The organism is Bacteroides sp. 1_1_30, from assembly GCF_020982715.1.
GTDB classification, from domain to species: Bacteria; Bacteroidota; Bacteroidia; order Bacteroidales; family Bacteroidaceae; genus Bacteroides; species Bacteroides xylanisolvens.
The window spans coordinates 1-19,935 of sequence record NZ_JAJKHN010000076.1 but is presented as its reverse complement, the minus strand read 5'-3'; the positions used below and the strand labels follow the sequence as shown (position 1 = coordinate 19,935).

Annotated in this window: 11 protein-coding genes; all 11 read right to left on the bottom strand. The window is 38.9% G+C overall.

Annotated elements, in window-relative coordinates; translation table 11 throughout:
• Entirely contained in the window at window positions 1-3,387 is a 3,387-nt protein-coding gene (locus tag LPH68_RS19770; RefSeq protein WP_151923312.1) for a TonB-dependent receptor, read from the bottom strand.
• Between the two features lie 29 nt (window positions 3,388-3,416).
• A complete protein-coding gene (locus LPH68_RS19765; RefSeq protein WP_008640536.1) occupies window positions 3,417-4,853 on the bottom strand; it encodes a DUF4992 family lipoprotein in 1,437 nt (478 codons plus the stop codon).
• Window positions 4,854-5,024: 171 nt separating this feature from the next.
• Window positions 5,025-5,918, bottom strand: a complete 894-nt coding sequence (locus LPH68_RS19760) for a sugar phosphate isomerase/epimerase family protein (protein WP_004300476.1) — start codon at window positions 5,916-5,918, stop codon at window positions 5,025-5,027.
• 301 nt (window positions 5,919-6,219) lie between these two features.
• Window positions 6,220-8,493: a GH92 family glycosyl hydrolase gene (locus tag LPH68_RS19755; RefSeq protein ID WP_008022212.1), complete on the bottom strand. Its 2,274-nt coding sequence runs from the start codon at window positions 8,491-8,493 to the stop codon at window positions 6,220-6,222.
• 7 nt (window positions 8,494-8,500) lie between these two features.
• A complete protein-coding gene (locus LPH68_RS19750) occupies window positions 8,501-9,469 on the bottom strand; it encodes a 1,4-beta-mannosyl-N-acetylglucosamine phosphorylase (RefSeq protein ID WP_004306232.1) in 969 nt (322 codons plus the stop codon).
• A gap of 16 nt (window positions 9,470-9,485) precedes the next feature.
• The gene (locus tag LPH68_RS19745; RefSeq protein ID WP_004306233.1) at window positions 9,486-10,814 is read right to left on the bottom strand and encodes an MFS transporter; all 1,329 of its coding nucleotides are present in this window, start codon (window positions 10,812-10,814) and stop codon (window positions 9,486-9,488) included.
• Between the two features lie 98 nt (window positions 10,815-10,912).
• Window positions 10,913-13,096, bottom strand: coding sequence for a DUF4838 domain-containing protein (locus tag LPH68_RS19740; protein ID WP_008022211.1), 2,184 nt, complete (start codon window positions 13,094-13,096; stop codon window positions 10,913-10,915).
• 154 nt (window positions 13,097-13,250) lie between these two features.
• Complete coding sequence (locus LPH68_RS19735; protein WP_230297096.1) at window positions 13,251-14,357, bottom strand: DUF1735 and LamG domain-containing protein; 1,107 nt, start codon at window positions 14,355-14,357, stop codon at window positions 13,251-13,253.
• Between the two features lie 58 nt (window positions 14,358-14,415).
• On the bottom strand, window positions 14,416-15,552 hold the full coding sequence (locus tag LPH68_RS19730; protein ID WP_008022208.1) for a glycoside hydrolase family 18: 1,137 nt from the start codon (window positions 15,550-15,552) through the stop codon (window positions 14,416-14,418).
• A 25-nt stretch (window positions 15,553-15,577) separates the two neighbouring features.
• Complete coding sequence (locus LPH68_RS19725) at window positions 15,578-17,152, bottom strand: SusD/RagB family nutrient-binding outer membrane lipoprotein (protein ID WP_015531208.1); 1,575 nt, start codon at window positions 17,150-17,152, stop codon at window positions 15,578-15,580.
• Window positions 17,153-17,163: 11 nt separating this feature from the next.
• A partial coding sequence (locus LPH68_RS19720) for a SusC/RagA family TonB-linked outer membrane protein (protein ID WP_230297095.1) occupies window positions 17,164-19,935 on the bottom strand: 2,772 nt, incomplete at its 5' end.

The following is a 19,935-nucleotide window of genomic DNA, read 5'->3' as shown; positions in this document are numbered from 1 at the left end:
TTAGAATGTTAAATTAACACCAATCGTGAATTTACGCAGGGTAGGATAATTCCCATAAGTAGTCATCGGATCAATAAAATTATCCGGATAAGGATTATAGAAACTTAATAGATTCTGTCCTGTAATGTTAAAACGGCAACTTTCGATACCTATCATTTTTGTATATTTTGACGGTATACGGTAAGCTAATGTAACGCGATTCAGTTTGACACGTGTTCCGCTTACTCTCCAGAAAGAAGAAGTTACTGCATTCACGCTGCCCCATCTCAAGTTCGGATATTTTCCATTGCGATTGGCTTTCACCACTACATTACCTGCTGCATCTACTACGTCGTTATACACAAACATATTGTCTGTAGTCCAGAACGAAGGCATATTTGCATATTCCAAATCATTATACTTATTAGCCGATGTTCCTTGGTTTCCTAAAGAAATTGCATCATTAGGCAAGAAACTATAACCACCCCAGCTCGCATTAAACTGAGCTGTCAAAGAAAGCCCCTTCCATTCTGCGTTCAGGTTCATTGTCATGCTGTAAGGATTGCTTCGATTAGATAACCGTACTTGGTCATCTTCAGAGCTAACCACACCATCCGGTCCGGCGTATGTACCATCATCTTGTCTGGCTCCACGCACGTCTTTATAAATCAACATACCCGGTTTTACATCTTCTTTAACGTTACCCATATAGGAAGTAATATTGTACTTGGCAAAATACTCGTCAATATCCTGATAGCTGCGGAACATACCGATACACTGCATACCCCAGATGCCTTGATCCAAACGATCACCCTTCTTATAGCTCTTATAAGTAGGCTTCTGATCCCAGTCTCTTACCAAAATCTCATTATCACTATACCCGGTGTTCAACTGAATTTTATACTTAAAATCCTTACCTATCTTGTCTCTCCATGTAGCAGACAGTTCGACACCATAAGTATTCAATTCTCCATAATTCACTTTCGCAGAATTAGCTCCCACTGTAGATGGAACAGAGGCATTATAACTAAGCAACATCTCACGGTTCCATTCATAGTAAGCGTCAATATTGAATGATAAACGATTATCGAGAACATTGAAATCAAGCCCCAAATTACCTTTATAAGATTTATCCCAATGAGCATCCCGATTGATTGCTGCATTGTTTTTATTCATTGTGAGGTGACTACCGGCATTGGCCTCTGTACTAGTGCCAAATACTGGCCCTTTATCCTTATCTGTTCCGTAAGTCTGCAACCATTGCCATGCTGTTGTATTATCACGACCGGTCAAACCAAAAGATGCACGCAACTTTAAGTAATCAATCCATGTAACGTTCTTAGTAAACCATTCTTCTTGTGAAACCACCCAACCAGCAGATACTGACGGGAAAAATCCCCAATAATTTTCAGGAGCAAACTTGGTGGAAGAATCCGAACGAAGCAGGAACTCCAGTAAATATTTGTTATCATAAGAATAATTCAAACGACCGATATAAGATAAATTACCCGACTCAAAACGAGTGAATTCTGTACTAGGAGTACTATTCCAGTCTACCGAATTAGATTGTCCTGTCGTAAATTCGTATGGGTTAGTAACCATACCGTACAAATATTCTGTTTCTGATTCAGACTTTTCAATGGAGAATAAACCTCCTACAGAATGTAGTCCGAAATCCCTATTATATGCTGCAGTAAAGTTCATCTGATAGTTATCCGAACGAGTCATGGAACGAGACAAATATCCAGTAATATCACTTGTACTGGAGTTAACCACCGGTTTTCCACTATTTGCCAAATAAAAACTAGTATTTTCAAATGCACTGTTATCCGCTCCTTCAATTGGAGTATACAAATGTTCTCCACTACCAGAACGAGTCTCCAAATAATAAAGATTATAAGAAGTACCATAATCATTTGTCTTATTCGTATTGACACTCTTCGAATAAGTAAACTTCAATTTCAGTCCTTTCAACCATTTATTCCATCCGAAATCGTATTCCAACCCGGCATTAATATTCATGTTTGATGTCATGTTTCGTTTATAGTCGCCATTATTCTGAAGTACATTGAAATTGTAATTCTGAATATTACTTACCGATGAATTAGTAGGACCGTAAGCAGCTACCGCATATTCACCCACATATTCGGGAATATAATAAGGATGTGTCAACAGCGTATTGTAATCTTTCTCTGCAGACGAACCTCCGACCTGATTCAGAGGAGTATTTTTCTTTCCATAATCACCGGAGACCTGTACATTCGCTTTTATCCACTTGCTGATTTTCACATCTACACCAGCACGGTAATTCCAACGATTGTAATCCAACTTACCTAAGTTACCATCCTGATCAAAATAAGAAATTCCGGCAAAATAACTGGCTTTTTCAGTAGCACCGCTCAGGTTTACACTATGCTGCTGCGTCAATGCGGATTCCCAATATTTATCCAGTAAATCATAGTGCAAACTTTTCATGGCATTCAACTCATCCTGCTGAAAAATAGCTCTTAACGGATCAATACTTGTCTCCGTCGGGTCAGCCATACGTACTGCATTCCATAACTTGCCATACTCATACGCATTCAACATCTTAGGACGAGATACTTCATCTGTAATACCAAATGTTCCATTATATGAAATTTTAGGCGCACCTAACTTTCCCTTTTTTGTGGTTACCAGAATAACACCATTTGCTGCACGAGCACCGTAAACTGCTGCAGAAGCATCCTTCAAGATAGAAATACTTTCCACAACTGATGGATCTAAGTTGTTAAACGCTTCCGCACCCAAATTAGTATAAGTACTTCCCACTTTTACTTCCGTAGGATAAATGTAACCATCAATAACATACAATGGCTGCAGGTTGGTACCTCCCATTTCTTCCAACTCACCATTCTGACGAATAGTAATCGTAGCGTTTTGTCCCGGACGAGTATCACCTCCGTTTACAGAGATACCATTTGCCAAACCGCTCAATGTACTGGCCAAACTTCCACTTGAAATATCCTGAATATCATCAACGGGAACAGTGGCGATAGCACCAGTCAAATGCGCTTTCTTCTGCGTACCATAACCCACAACTACAACTTCATCCAATTGCTGCGTATCTTCCTTCAAGATGATCTTTGTCAATTTGAATGGAGCAGAAAAACGTTGTGGTACATATCCTATATAAGAGATTTCCACTTCCTTACCATCAGGAACATTCAATGTGAAATTTCCATCTAAATCCGTTATTGTTCCCACTGTTGTTCCTACAACCTTTATGGCAGCTCCAATAATAGGTTGCTCGGTCTCATCCAGCACAACTCCTTTGAATGTTTTAGTATTCTGTGCTATTGTCGGCAAAGCCATCACAAAAGCTAGAAGCAGGCTGATACTGATTCTATATATATTCTTATGTTTCATCTTTATCGTATTCTAGATTTATTATCTTTTTAATTTAACCAACGCGGGTCGCCACTACCATGAGCAAATACTTCGGGAGCACTCGGAGTAAAATCACCGTTTGCAGCATCAGCGAATCCCGGATCCACGCCATAAGCAGAATTGCTCTTATCACCATCCGCACGATTTGAAGTCTCATCCAGTGGCAATGCGCCATTGTACCAATAACAGTTATTTTCAAAAGTTGCAGCTACCTTTGTACCCTGCATTCTTATACGACGATTGAAATTTCCCGAAAATGAGTCAATAAACAAATTGTTCTTTGAAATTACCTCATTATGTGTCTGTGACCAACCATTGCCATTAAAACTCTGTCCGGAATAGGAGAGATTATAGAATGTATTGCTTATAAATGTCATCGATCCTCTTGACCAACCATCATAACTGGTTGTTTGTCCACCTCCATAACGTAAAAAACGAGAACCGTTTTGGTTATGACTATAAATCGTAGAGTTACTTATTTCGAAGTCTTTCACAATCGAACTGCTAGAGTTAAAGTTTATCAGGTCAGCAGCTTGATAGCAATCTATTACACAATTTCTGATTGCAAAATTTTGAATACCATACTTCTTTCCGTTAATGTGAACTAAGTATTTTCTAACAGCCTTGATATTGCAAGATTGAATAACCATAGGATTAGTTACTTTTCCATGATCGGTTCTCTTTGTATCCAATATCTCTTCCGGAACATCACCAAACTTTAAAAAAGCCCCATCTGTCACTACATCACAATCAAAGTTGATAAACTTCAAGGCTAATCCTCCACCACAAGTAATAATAGAAGCCGGAGCAGTGAATTTCACATTCGCATTCCCGCGTGTTTTATTTCCGCGCAACTGTACATTATTTACGCCAAAGTTCAAATCTCCTGAAATATAATACGTCCCTCCTGCTTCCAGTTCGAAAGCAACTTCTGTATCTTTTCCCGTAGTCACCGGATGTTCAGCAAAATATGTAGTCAAGTCTGTACCATTAGGAACAAGCGTTGCGGCAACAAGTGTAGACCAACTGATTTCAGTGGCGGAAACGGAAGCTGTATTATTCAACTTTTCATTCCCCAATGCTGCAATCTCAACCTTATAGTTCGTATCTTCTACCCAAGGACATACTACAGCCGTCCCGTCTACAATACTGTCCTTCACTACAGCTACAGGATGATCAGGGTCATCTACAATGTACATAGAAAATTTATAACCACCTGCCCCCATAACAACAGACCAAGTAACTTTTACATTATTTTCAGTTGTAGCCAGTTTTTCAAAAGCCACATCCGATGCTTTCGGCGAATCCAATTGCGTATTCGTCACGCCACCGGAGAAGGTTTCTTCATCAAAACCATCTCCAGCGCAAGAGCCCATAAATAAAATCATCGATAAACAAGCTATGCTCCCGACAACTTTCATTTTAATCTTCATCTTACTCTTCATAGATTAAATTTTAATTTAAACAAAAATAATACATTATATCTTCAAAATCTAAAAGTTCTTTTAAGGAAAGACGTACAATCAAAAAATATGTAATCACTTAAAAGAATAAAAAAAATAGATTTTGCATTTTTTTCTCTCTCTTTGTAATATTAACTATATCATAATATCCTCCTATCTCTGTTGAAACACCTCTTTCAAATACTTAATATTCGTACTATAATTCTTTTTCACGTTCCGCACGTCATCCTTATCGCGCGAACGTTCTACTACCAGCCATCCAATCCATCCCATCTTATCCAGCGTCTTTTTCACCTTATTCATGTCCAATCGTTCATTATAAGGTAAAGTCACTCCATCTGTGTCCGTACAGTGAATCTGGCAAATCCTCTTTTTCCCCAGAATCTTCAACTCCTTGCACAAATCCCTTCCATTCTCCAATGCATTTTGAAATTTAAAATAGATCTTGATTCCGGGAGAATTAATTTCTTTCAGTAGTTTCACATCTCCTTTTGCATCCAATTGAGTTTCAATACCAATCACCACCCCTTCAGAAGCTGCCATATCTCCTACCTCCTTCAAGCGTTTTACAACTTCTGTCCGTAGTGCCGGAATCTTTTCCCATCCGGCTTTGATTCCTCCCAAAGGAAGAAAGGCAACTTTGGCATTCATCACTTTCATGGCATGAAGGCAATCCTGAACTAAATCTTTATAGTTAGCTCGTTCCAGAAAAGACTGTCCATAGAAACCGGACATAGCAATAGAAGAAACTTCTAATTGATATTTTTGAGCAGTTTCACGAAATAACTGCTGGAAATGGGGCTCGCGCAATTTATTATCAAACATTTCCCTCTTGCCAAGACCACCCATATCCAATTCTACACCGTCACCATTCAATTCATGTACCAATTGGAATGAACCGATTTTCTGACGTTTCAGAATCATCCAGTCACATACGGCTATTTTATAACGTTGTTCCTTTTGCTGCGATCCGGCAATTGCCAATAGAGGAAAACACTCTGCAAGTATCAATATCCAAAGGATATGTTTAAATAAATTTCTTCTCATTTTTTATTTTATTGCATACGATTTACATAGTAGACGTATGGAATAGATTTTTGTAATCACCTATAAAACAGAGAATAACTAAAAATACTACGGAGTATAATTTAATAAAAGTAAGATAGTGACGGTATCCAAGACAAATAGTGACGCTATCATGGTCCGATACCGTCACTATCCCAAGCATATACCGTCACTATTTCCGATGAAGTAATAACAGAAATAAATGTAAAAAAATAGGCTGCCGAACTATAAGAAGTCCGACAGCCCTGTCAACCCAAAAACGATACCTATGAAACACTGTGTGTTATTTCAAATCAAACTTTAAATATTTGCCGTGAACAAGTTCATCATGTGTGATATGATATTTATTGAACTTCTTGCCATTCAATAGTACCTTATCAATATATAAAGCTCCTGGTTGAGTCCGATTGGTTTCAATCACCAGTTCGTTCTCTTTATACCATTTCGGATCTAACCGGATCGTTACCTTATTAAAGACCGGAGTCGTCAATGTATATTCGGGCAGTCCGGGACAATCCGGATAAAAACCGATCATATTGAAAATAGCCCAGGAAGACATCGTTCCCGTATCATCATTTCCTGGAATACCATCAGGTTTTGTTGTAAAGTACTTATCTAATAAACGCTGCGTCTCTTTCTGTGTACGCCATTCTTCACCTTTAAAGTATGAGAATAAATGAGCATAAGCAATATCCGGTTCATTTGCCGGGTCGTAAAGTCCTTCGTCAAAAACCATTTGTAGTTTATCGATAAAAGGTTTCTTTCCACCCATTAATTTCGCCAAGCCATATACATCATGTGGTACATAGAACGTATAATTCCAGGAATTACCTTCATGGAAACCGGGATTCGGTTCAAAGTTCTCTCCTTGTCTCGGATTAAACGGGCTATAAAACGTCCCATCGGGGAGAATCGGACGGAAAGTTCCAAATTCTTTACTATAATAATGTTTGTATCCTAAAGAACGTTTATAGAACATCTCCGCATCTTTCTTTTTACCTAAAGCAGCTGCAAAACGAGACAATGCAAAATCGGCAATATAATATTCCAATGCATGAGAGACGGAATTGTCATACTGTTCACGAAGGGGTACATATCCTTTAGACATATAATCATCATTATCAGGACGCATCAAGTTTTCCGCCCCCGGTAATGTAGCAGATTTGTACATTGCCTCATAAGCCAAATCAACATCAAAGTCACGCAAACCTTTCATCCAAGTATCTACAATTACCGGAATACTCGGATCACCTTCCATTGTCAATGTTTCTCTGCCATATAATTCCCACTTAGGCAACCATCCATGTTCACGATACATATCAAGCATTGTACGCACCATTTCCATCTGACGTTCCGGGTAAACCAAGGTCAGCAATTGATGAACATTACGGTAGGTATCCCAAAGAGAAAATACGGTATAACGATCACCTTTGGTTGTCAGGATTTTATCACTTTCCATTGCCGGATATTCTCCGTTTACATCCTGCAAAATATTAGGATGAATCAGCAAATGATAAAGCGCTGTATAAAACACAGTCTTTTGGGCATCTGTACCACCTTCCACTGTTATGCGTGACAAGTCATCATTCCATTTGGAACGTGCTTCCGCATGGATCTTCTCAAAATCCTTTCCAGCCTGTTCACGATCCAGATTCAAACGGGCATTTTCTACGCTTACAAAAGAAACTCCCATTTGCACTTCTACCTGTTCACCTTCTTCTGTATCGAAGGAGAAATAAGTACCAATGTCATCTCCTGCTATTTCTTTTCCGTAACAAGTATAAAGTTTATACTTTCCCTGATCCTTATCCCATTCAGCCTCAACACCCATCATCGGACGTTGTTTCTTCCAATACCCTGTTGCAGAAGGATTCTTCTTAACCCGCAATACAAAGTAAATGGGGAATACAGCTTGAGGATTATAACAAAATGTACCAAGTAGTTTGACTCCTTCCACTTCACTATCGCTTACACGACGAAGCATAGCGCCACTCTCATTCGTTAATCCCTCCCCCAAATTCAGCAGGATATGGCTTTTCCCTTTCGGGAAAGTAAATCGGGCAATACCGCTACGCGGAGTAGCCGAAACTTCTGTTTTTACATTATATTTAGTCAGATAATTAGAATAATAGCCCGGTGAAGCCTGTTCATCCTTATACTTACTACCATATTCTTTATAATCCACATTCAGTTCTCCGGTAGTAGGCATCAATAATAAAGAACCTAATTCCGGACAACCGACTCCACTCAAATTCACATGAGCATATCCGGTAAAGAAACAATTTGTATATTCATAAGGCGTAGACCACCATCGGGCATCTTTATCGTATGTGTTTTCGGAAGATCCCATCACATTGAAAGGAACCACAGACATCATACCATTGGGGCAAATCGCTCCCGGATTGGTCGTTCCGAAATTTGTAGTTCCGATAAAAGGATCCACATAATCTATCAAAAGACTTCTATCCGTATTTTTAAGGGGAGGGCTCCCCCCTTCCCCCGCATAGGCGGAAAGAAGGGAAAAAGCAAGTGTGTAAGTTAATATAATACGTTTCATATCTTTATTAAATGATACTCGTTCGTTTCGTAAAATCGATAATCTCTTTTATATATCCGAAGGCCATACCTACCACAGTATCTGCCGCACCATAATAAACAGCAACACGTTCACCATCTTGCAAAGCAGCACAGGGGAATACGACATTAGGAACGTCACCTTGAAGTTCGTAAGGAGCAGCCGGACCAAGCAGATATTCACGTGTACGGTAAAGAACTTTTTCCGGATGATCTTTATCCAATATGGCAGCTCCCATAGCGTAACGGAAACCATTACAAGTAGTGATTACACCATGATAGAACAGCAACCAGCCTTCATCTGTAAGGAAAGGAACTGAACCTGCACCAATCTTCGTACACTGCCAAGCGCTTTCCGGGAAAGGAGTCACTTTCATTACACAACGGTGTTCACCCCAATATTTCATATCCGGACTATAGCTGATGTATATATCGCCAAACGGAGTATGTCCATTATCACTGGGACGACTCAACATCGCATACTTGCCATCGATCTTCTGCGGGAAAAGTACACCATTACGATTGAAAGGCAAGAAAGCATTTTCGCACTGGAAAAACTCCTTAAAGTCAAAAGTATAGGCAATACCAATCGTAGGGCCATGATAACCATTACACCAAGTCACCCAATAACGGTCTTCAATCCATGTAACACGAGGGTCGTATTTATATTCCGACTCAATCATTTCCGTGTTACCTGCTTTAAACTGAATAGGTTCATGATTGATATCCCAATGAATTCCGTCCTTACTAAAACCTGCAAAGATATTCATCTGTACAGCTTTGTTATCACAACGGAATACGCCTGCAAAACCATCCTCAAAAGGAACAACAGCACTATTGAAAATACTATTAGATGAAGGAATATGATAACGTCCGATAACTGGATTTTGTGAGTAACGCCACATAACGTCCGTACATCCGACAGGACGATCTTCCCAAGGAATTTGAATTTTATTCATAATCGTTGATTTTATATTATTTATTTTTTGAGTCATCATACGTGAAAGGTATGAAATAAGTAATCAGAAAAGCTGGAATAGTTGCGATTAACACATAGATAAAGAAATTACGATATCCTAATAAGTCACTAAGATAACCACTAACCATTCCCGGAAGCATCACTCCCAGATTCATGATTCCTGAAGCAAATGCGTAATGTGACATTTGATGTTTGCCTGGAGCAATCTGTTGCATCATAAACAACGTCAGTCCGACAAAACCAAAGCCATAACCAAAATATTCCATTGTTATACAAGTTCCGATCAGATATACATTAGTAGGCTGTGCAACTGCCAAAAAGGTATAGGCTACAAACGGAAGATTAAAAATACAGCAGAGAGTAAATAGTGTCTTTTTCAATCCGAACTTAGAGACATAAATACCTGCTAACAATGAGCCTAAAACGAAAGCAGCGGAACCAAAGATACCATTTAGCGTGCCGATCTCTGTCAACGACAGTCCTAAGCCGCCTACATCCCTTGAAGCACGTAAAAACAGCGGAGCTATTTTCATGATAAAGCCTTCTGCCAAACGATATAAAATAATAAAACAGATATAGTAGAGAATATGCTTTTTAGTAAAGAAGTTAGCAATGACTGCTACCAGTTCGTGCCCAACTTCTGATGCTGTTTTCTTCGTTGTTGACGGAACCTGTGTAGAAGGTAACATTTTTATATGATAAATACCGATCAGTACCATTATTGCCGCAATTACGCCGAAAATAATCATCCATGCAGATGAATACGCTCCTTTGTTAGCATCTATCGAAGCACCTTCTATTGCTCCGAAATGCTCTGCCAATGCTCCTGCCATAGCAACTAATCCTCCATTAGCAACCAATTTGGCTACATTATAAAAAGCACCTTGAACTCCGATATATTTTGCCTGATCTTCCTTGTTCAATTCAGCCATATATACACCATCACAAGCAATATCGTGCGTTGCTCCACTAAAGGCAATCACTGCCATCGTAGAGATACTTATGGCGAAAAAGTAATCGAAAAACAAAGAAAAGGCTACTACTCCAAACAATACACCACTCAATAATTCTGTAATCAATACGAAAAATTTTTTCGTCCGATACATTTCAAGAAAAGGACTCCACAAAAATTTCAGTGTCCAAGGCATCATAATCAGAGAAGTCCAGAATGCAATTTGCGTATCCGAAATTCCAAGATCCTTAAACATGAAAACAGAAACCAGATTAATAGCAATAAAGGGAAGTCCCATTGCAAAATAAGCAGTAGGTACCCAGCAAGCCGGGTTAATAGTTTTTCGTTGAGAAGCAGTTTTATTCTGTTGCATAAATCATAGTATATAGATGAAAAAATTCATTTTTCTGACCCATCTATATATAATACAACTAAAAGGGGGAAACTACTAACGTCTCCCCCCTACTTTTTTTATTTTATTATCACTTCGTCTATAAAAAACCACGAAGGATGGCCTACACCATAATGCCAGGTCGGACATTCTTTCGTTCCGGTGACTTCTACTTTCACATAACGAGTTTTTATCGGTTCGGCTGATTCAGCCTTGACTCCACGGAATTTTACCTCACCCGTACGTTCTTCCGGTAAATCAATCGTTCTCCAATGCGTATAATGTTCACCGTCTTCAGCGTATGAATAAACCACCTTTAGAGGAAAAAGAATCCAGGCCCCTATTTGATGAAGAAAATCTGTTTCCACACTATGTATCTCTTTCGCTTCGCCCAAATCTATAACGAATGCACCATCGGTTCCTTCCCAACCAATCCAGCTATCAACAAAGGTTGCTCCACCAAACAAACCGTCAACCAATGCGTTTTTTCCTAATGCCGCATATTTTCCCGTAGGAGGAATTAGATAAGTAACTTTTGCGCCCAAAGCCAAACTTTTTTCTTTTTGCGGCATGTAACGTTCCCTATACAATTTGCAATAGTCTACCGGTGAATTGGAACGTTCATTCAATGTAGGAACTTGAAACTCTTTCACGCGTTCCTCAAAAAGGTCTAACTTTTTATTGATATCTACCAAATCTTTTTCTGTCTCCGTTCGTGCTATTTCCAGTTCTGAATACTGAATTGGCAGGCGTGCCCGTTGAACTCGTTTTAAGAAATCTGGTTCTGCTGCAACAGCCTTTTCAGCCAAATCAAATAAATGATTATAACGACGCATCAAAGCAGGCTTTAGCATGCCATATTTATGTGATACGGGTGAATCATATATCCACAACCTCTGTCCACTACCGATTAATGCGCCTTCCATTATCTTTATGTACTGATAAAGATATGGCGCTGCTTCCCCATAATATCCATGCAGAAAATGTTGCATCAATGAGTCTACATTAACTTCTGGATTCCACATTAACTTTGACACTAAATAAGCGCGAAGTTCTGCAAAATCTCCTCCCCTGCTCCCTGCTATTTGAGAGAAATGCATGGTGGCATGATTCTTTTCGAAAAGACGGATATTGTCCTGTAAAATATGGAAATTAGGAAATGGAGCCAGATAATTATCAAAGTTAATACCGTAATCCCACACGAAAATATTATTGGTAATCTTAGACCATCCTTCCATGGCTTTCACAAACTCTTTTCCCGAAGCATTCTCCGTCAAAGTTACTTCACGGTCACAGTCAATATCACATAGCATAATATTCACATTCGGCAAAGGTTTCACATGTTTCGGAGGATTCATAGTATATAGATAAGCCAATGTGGAAAATTCTTTATCCGGGAAACGGGCAGCCAACTTATTCAGAAAAGTGATTATGCTTCCTGATAATGCTCCTTCATAATCATCAATTGCCTTACAAGCATCACACGTACAATTTGTATAATTACCATCATTCTGACTTACAGACATGATATGCTTATCTGGATTTGCTTTGAAAATAGAATCAACACGTTGAGCTACAATCTCAAAAACCTCCGGATTACTCAAACACCACTGACTGGCCTTTCCCGGGTGGCGTTTTCCTTTGAAGTAAGAATAATATTCCGGATGTTCTTTCCCATAAATGGATGAAGGCAGAAGCTTATCAAAAGTATGCACCCAATAACCGGCAGCAAACACTTCATTCGGTTCCTCTAAACGATTCCACCACTTATAAATAGAGTCTGTATGGATAGCATAACATTGTGTCTGACGGTAACGAAAGCCCGGATTCTCGACTTTATTAATGAAGGGTAAGTTCACCGTTTTTGAAGGGGTAAGAGAATATTCATTCTCTCCCCAATAATTGATACCCAAATATTGCTCCAATAAAGTAACAACCCCATATACAACACCGTTTTCTTTACCAGATATTTTTAGAATACCATCTTGAGTAGAAATAGAGAATCCATCCTCTGTTACTTCCGCCGAAGATTGACCACCAATGAGAATATCTCCTTTCCGAGGAGTTTTATCATTTTCAATAGGAAGTGCAACTCCCGAAATTTCAGTAAGAAAACGTTGTAAGAATTGCGCTGACGTCTTACTATTTGGCATCTTGTCCTGCACAATGATGCGAGCACTACTTTTGCCATCTTTTACGAGTGTTATTTGTGCTGAAACAGTACCACATACCACCAGCAAAACAGATAATAACCAATGTTTCATGTTTGTTAGAATTTAAGTTTATATGAGCATTTACTAGAAGTACAATTCAGGAGAATAAAGTTCTAATAAATTATGGATACTTTAACATATAAAAAAGAGGATATGCCTCTGCGACATATCCTCCTCTTTCAATGAATTATTAGCCTAAAACATTTTATTTATCAAATCGGATATTATGTTCCCACCTTTGAAGTGCACCATTAGATGTTGCATTGTGTCCGTTTCCTGTAGCATCTCTAAAGGAAGTGCCATCTCCTTCATCCATTGGCCAAAGGGCAATCAAATTAGGATTCTTAGGATTAACTTCAAAATACATATTGTTTGCGATCTCCGATTCTGTACGAGCTACTTTCCATAGGCGAACCTGACTCATAGCACAATTATTACGGAAATAGCTACCACTATCCACTATTTTCATAAAATCAAAGCGTACGCTTCCACCTTTCGGTGCAGGAGGATCAAAGAAGGTATCTTGTTTTCCATTCCTATAAATGGTAAGTGTTGTTCCATTATAAACGAAAGCCCAATGATACCAAGTGTTTGCTTCCAAATCACTGGCTGTTTGTTTTTGACCTCCCAAAGACTTTATCTGTAGATAATTGTAAGGCCTATTGGCATCTCCAAAACGGATATAGATTTCATGATCATTACTTCCGGAAGTGAAAATAGCCTGATTATTTATACTATAACCATCCATACGTACCCATGCTTCCAATGTCCATGCATCTACTGTAATTCCCCAATCCGTTTCAGGAAGTGTTGTTACATTTCCGGCATTACCACGTAATACAGGAACAGAAACATTCAAAGGCTTAGCTAATACATAAATAAATTTACTTTGAGCTTTTGATTTTACAATATTACCTTTTATAACATTTCCTAATGTAAGAGGAATGGCATAAGTAATACCATTAGTCACAAAATCATCCACATGAAGTCGATAATTAGCACTAATTTCACCTGCCGGAATTATCACTGTCGCATTCTTTGGAAGCATATCGGCTGGCAAGACTTCATATTCCGTACCGCTAGTTGCATTGTATTCAGCCAGTAATTCAGGAGAGAACTGGATTTCCACTTCCACATCTTCCATAACTTTTTGAGCTAAACGCACAACAACGTTAATGTCTGCACCATCATCCATGGTAACAGTAGTAGCATTGTTTGTACCAGCCGCATCTGTTATGTAAAGGCTGTTTGACTGTGCCTTGTATTCTGCATTCTCACATCCTATAAGAAAGAATGCTGACAATGCAATCATAAGACTTGATAAATAGATATATTTCATAATTTTCATTCTTATAAAATTCGTTTAATCATTATTCTTCGTTGGCAGCATTCATGCGATCATAGAAATTCCTATATATGTTTGTAATTCCCTGACGCAAGAAATAATATTCCGGTGAACCATCATAATCGCCCTTACCTTGTGCATAGTCAAAGCCTACACGATAAAGACCACATCCACCAATTAACTGGTCTATTTCATAAGGTTTTCCATTAACAGTATAAGTATTTTTATATACGTAGTTTGACATACCTAGGAATCCTCCTCCAGTATTAGCATACGATTCAAAATTCTCGGTAGCTATGGTTCTACGGACAATTTCATCCGGAGTAATAATCCCCTGTTGTATCCAATCATCCATATCACGCAACACGCCTGTCATTCTATAATCTGCCATTCCACCATAAGCTTGCAATACAAAATAGTCTACATAGTATGAAAGCCATTCTTTATCCATACCTGTTCGGATTCCAACCTCACCGTCAATCAAGAAAAGAAGGCGTTTCTCTGGCATAGGGCGATCTCCACGATCGCGGTTAGGATCCATAGCACCATGTCCAAACCAGTAGGAAAGTTCCTCGACAAAAATAGTTCTCTGTACTTTATTTGACCAAAGCGGACCAACTCCCATTCCACCACCAGGCTCATAATCCCAGTCATAACCATCATATCCACATTCAAGACAAGCTTTATAAATATCCTCTGCATAGGCTTTAATTGCAGGCCTCACCTTTTCCGGATCACTACTGGTTCCAGCTTCGTGATAAATTTCTTTATCCGGAAGGTCGTCGCCTACATTTTGAGAAAATAAGGTAACAACAACCTTTGTGCCTTTCACTTTTTGTACATATTCCATATCAGCCTTTCGCTCCGAAGTTAATTCAAATTTCGGATGCCCACCCCAGTTGGAAGCAATGGTTACAGAATCAGGCAGACCTCTCAAGCTATTTTCACCAGTAGGAGAAGTTCCTGTCCAATTGTCGAACCAAACGAACACTTGTGGAAGTCCCGGTGTTTCTTTCCACTTGCGCAAAGCAGCATAATATTCATCAGTTTTAATTGTTTGATTCAAATCAACATCATTAATAGATTCCACATCCGTACATCCAACGAAGAATATAGCGGCAAATGCAAATCCGAATGCATTTTTTATATGCTTTATATTCATATTCTATATTTTATCAGGTTAAAATTTAATTCTTTTTCGCCCACCACAAATCTGTAGCTCCGGTGTCCGGACCACCTAACATAGTTGCAATAGCTGCTTCTACATTGGCTGAGTTACTAGATTTTTCCGTTGTAGGATATGGTAAACGACGTACCATACGTTTACTATCAATATCACCGATATAACCAACAGAGCTTAGATTATCTCGCGCCGTAAACAATTCAGGATAACCAGTTCGGCGATAATCACACCACGCTTCGATTCCCAATGGATAGTTGGCAATCCATTTTTGAGTAATAATCTTCTGAAGTTTATTACTTCCGTTTTCCCATGCAACAGTAGGAACATCAGTAAATGAAATATTATTTTGAGAGTTCCATCGATCTGTATACCCTTGAGGAACAACTGTACTTGAAAGATAATCACCAATCTCTACGCCATATTGATTCATTGAAATTTGAATACCTTGTTCATAGTAACTCTTAGCTGCCGCTGTTCCACCTGCAATCCATCCTTGTAAAGCCGCTTCAGCTTTTAAGAAATAAGTCTCTGCCGCATAAAAAACTGGCATAGGAGAAGCATCTGTTACAGCTGGTTTAGAGTACCTTGCAGCACTACCTTCAACGCTTTTACTTGTATCTTTAATACCCATACGTACACCACGATACTCTCTATACGAAGTCGAGGTATTCATATATTTGCTGATACGTGGATCATTATATCCATTCATGTATGCAGAAAGTGTTGCATTGATAGCTAAATCACCCCAATCTGAAGCAATCCAAAATGGGTTATATGGCATAGATGGAAAAAAGGCATTATCATCATTAGATTCTATTACTCCGCCATCAATCGCTTCCGCCATCATTTGTTTGGCATATTCTGTATCTTCAGTATTAGAAGCGATACGTACGGCCATACGAAGTTTTAATGAGTTAGCGTATTTGATCCATTTGCTAAAATCACCATTATATATGATATCATATTCGGCAACAGGTACTTCTTTTCCTTCATTTTCCTGAACAAATGCCGAAAGTACATTGATACTACGTGTCAAATCATCAAACATATTATGATAGAGTGTTTTCACATCGTCATATGCCACTTGGAATTCTCCTTTTCCCATTTCAGAGTAAGGGATAGGACCATAAATATCAGCTACACGAAGCATAACACCGACCCGCAGAATAGATGCCCACGCATAAATATATCCGGTACCTCCTGTAGATTCTTTTATTGTCTGGAAATTCGGATAAAACTCTGTAAACATATCTTTATAAGGAACATCTACCCAGTCAGCACTAGGATTGAATGTTCCAAAATTAGTACCATTCCAAGGAGCAGTTGTTGCAAAATACCCGCCATACTGCCCTACCATTTGTTCAGTGTGTTGACTGTTATTTTCCTGACAGGCATTCAATAAGCGAGTCATAGCCACAAACAACGTACCGACCCGTTCCGTCGGAGTCATATCTTCGGGATACACGTCTGTTGGATGTGTGTTTAATTCGTCAAAGTTTCCCGTACATGAAGCGAATAGCAGAGTAGTAGTGAAAGCTGCCACGCTTACAGTCTTAATTATATTGAATCTTTTCATCATTCGTTGCTTTATTAGAATTGTACTTTTATACTAAATCCCATGTTTCTCAAGCTAGGTTGCATGAAATAATCCACACCAGTATAGAATGTACTGGTAGATGACGCAACCAATTCAGGATCGAACGGTGCCTTGCAATATATCATGCCCAGATTATTTCCGATTAAACCTAATGTTACATCAGCAATGTTATACAACCACTTTTTAGGGAGTGTATATTCAAGACTAACCTCCTGCAAACGAATATTGGTTGCTTCATATACATAGTGGTCACCTTCACCAGTACCAGCCGCTACTATGCTGAGATAATCCTTAGCGGATACATTTCTGTTATTGATGGTTACTCCTCCAGCCTGACGAAGTTGTGCGCTATATTCGGAAACACCACAACGATCAAGGAAAGCTTGTGTATTAGATACAACCAAACCACCAAAACGTCCGCTTAACAATATATTCAGACGTAAACCTTTATAAGTAAATGAGTTTCTCCATCCTAAATTAACCTTTGGAAGCAATGAACCGATTTTCTTATATTCGGTTTCCACCATACTTGGCAAACCTGTCTTGGCATCCAAATAGATATAACCATTATTATCGCGTTTAAAGTCACGGTTGATATACAGGTCTCCCATAGAACCACCTTCTGTCAGGCGTACTACCGGTGAAGTAGAGCCTCCTAATCTTGCTTTGTCTACATAAGGCATTTCAATCGGTTCCCCCGTAATTCTGTTTGTAACACCATCAGCCAATCTTTTAATTTTATTCTTATTATAAGTAAAAGTAAAATTACTGGACCAACCGAAATCACGCCACTCATTTTTATATCCTAAGGCCATCTCTATACCTTGGTTCTGTACACTACCTGCTTGGATGTTAACAGCCGTATACCCAGAACTTGCCGGAAGAGGCGCAGCGAATGTTTGGTTACGTGTATCAGAGTTGTAATAAGTAATATCAAAATTCAATGTATTCTTGAAGAAACGCATATTCAATCCCGCCTCATAAGATTTAGTAATTTCTGGTTTCAAATCAGAGTTTGGATACAAGGATTCTGCTTTATATTGGTCAAGCTGATCATCATAAACATAACGTACCTTTGTCAAATATGGATCATAGGCATTACCCACCGAAGTGAAAGAAAAACGTGCTTTTAAGAATGAGAACCATTCAGGCAAATCAATAACTTCACTCAAAATGCTTGAAAGACCAATAGAAGGATAGAAAAACGGTTTATTTCCTCTTTCTGAAAGAGCCAGAGAAGAATCCCAGTCAGCACGTCCGGTGAGACTTAAGTAGAGAAAACTTCTCCAGCCTATTTCCGCATTGGCAAAAACTGATTGTGTCTGACGCTTTAAACCATCAGCATTTACTTTATAATAACCACTGCGTGTAAGGTTTTCGATAGTAAAATGATTAGTTACATTGTTCAAGTCTCCATGTAAAGAAGTCAACTCCATACGAAGATCCTTAATAGAAGCACCCAAATTGGCCGTTACATTAAATTCATTGAACGTTTTATTGAAGTTCGCCAATACATCAGCATACACTTGTCTGTCTAGACGGTTTTCTTCTTTATATCGCCCTTTTGGACCGGCAAAATTACCGACCGTACCTGCGTGGAATTTTTCGGTGTATTTACTTTCGGTGTTATCGATGCTCACACGTCCTTGTACATTTAGCCCTTCAATGATATTATATTGTAGACTAGCAGCCAATTTATAACGTCTTCTATCGTTCTCACGATTCATACGATTCATAATCCAATAAGGATTTTGAGACGAAACACCGCCTAAATCACCATATGGCCAATACTGAGTATTTACACCCGACAAATCATCATAACGTTCGTATACAGCTACATCAGAAAAATCTTCGCCACGTGGGAACAAGTACAAAGAAGTAAGCGGGTTAAAATACTGCCCTTGCGATACCATATTCTTATCGTTTTGAATAATATAGTTAGCACTTGTATCCAAAATAAACTTATTATTCAAGAAGTTGGTAGTATTACGGAATGAGAAATTATATCTATCATAGTCATTATTGGGCATAATGCCTGTTGCATTAGTTGTGGCTACAGAGATATAGCTTTGACTCTTATCATTACCTGTAGAGAGAGAAAGTGCATTGGATACATTGCTTCCTGTATTAAAAAAATTTGCAGGATCGTATCTCTTATCAGTTTCTAATCCCCAGCTCATCATTTCACCTGTCATATTACCATAAGTGTTTTGAAACTTAGGCATCATCATAGGATCACTGAATGTGGTATTATTACTATAAGTCACGGTTGTCTTATCAGCACGTCCCTTCTTGGTAGTAATTAATACTACTCCATTAGCTCCTTCATATCCATACAATGCAGCTGCAGAAGGTCCTGTCAACAACGACATGCTCTCAATATCATCCGGATTAATGTCAGCTATTGATTCACTGCTCGGTTGTGTAGCCATAGCTCCATCACCCCCGGAAGAAGCACGATTATACATTGGAATACCATCAATCACATAGAGAGCGTTATTATTCTGCGTAATAGATTTAGCACCTCGCATTACAACCTTTACACCACCGCCTGGACCTGAAGCACTAGAATTAATCTGTACCCCTGCTGCTTTACCAGCCAGTGCTCCCATAAAGTTAGTACTCTTTACAGTTGTAAGTTCATCCCCTTTCACCTGTTGTACATTATACGTCAATGCTTTCTCTGACCGCTTGATACCCAATGCAGTAACAACTACTTCATCCAATACTTGCGTATCTTCTCCTAGGGTAACTTTCATGGGTTG

What these genes read in the sequence shown, in the direction of transcription:
- LPH68_RS19770 (WP_151923312.1), bottom strand. Translation starts at nt 3,387, where the DNA reads ATGAAACATAAGAATATATATAGAATCAGTATCAGCCTGCTTCTAGCT.
- LPH68_RS19765 (WP_008640536.1), bottom strand. Translation starts at nt 4,853, where the DNA reads ATGAAGAGTAAGATGAAGATTAAAATGAAAGTTGTCGGGAGCATAGCT.
- LPH68_RS19760 (WP_004300476.1), bottom strand. Translation starts at nt 5,918, where the DNA reads ATGAGAAGAAATTTATTTAAACATATCCTTTGGATATTGATACTTGCA.
- LPH68_RS19755 (WP_008022212.1), bottom strand. Translation starts at nt 8,493, where the DNA reads ATGAAACGTATTATATTAACTTACACACTTGCTTTTTCCCTTCTTTCC.
- LPH68_RS19750 (WP_004306232.1), bottom strand. Translation starts at nt 9,469, where the DNA reads ATGAATAAAATTCAAATTCCTTGGGAAGATCGTCCTGTCGGATGTACG.
- LPH68_RS19745 (WP_004306233.1), bottom strand. Translation starts at nt 10,814, where the DNA reads ATGCAACAGAATAAAACTGCTTCTCAACGAAAAACTATTAACCCGGCT.
- LPH68_RS19740 (WP_008022211.1), bottom strand. Translation starts at nt 13,096, where the DNA reads ATGAAACATTGGTTATTATCTGTTTTGCTGGTGGTATGTGGTACTGTT.
- LPH68_RS19735 (WP_230297096.1), bottom strand. Translation starts at nt 14,357, where the DNA reads ATGATTGCATTGTCAGCATTCTTTCTTATAGGATGTGAGAATGCAGAA.
- LPH68_RS19730 (WP_008022208.1), bottom strand. Translation starts at nt 15,552, where the DNA reads ATGAATATAAAGCATATAAAAAATGCATTCGGATTTGCATTTGCCGCT.
- LPH68_RS19725 (WP_015531208.1), bottom strand. Translation starts at nt 17,152, where the DNA reads ATGATGAAAAGATTCAATATAATTAAGACTGTAAGCGTGGCAGCTTTC.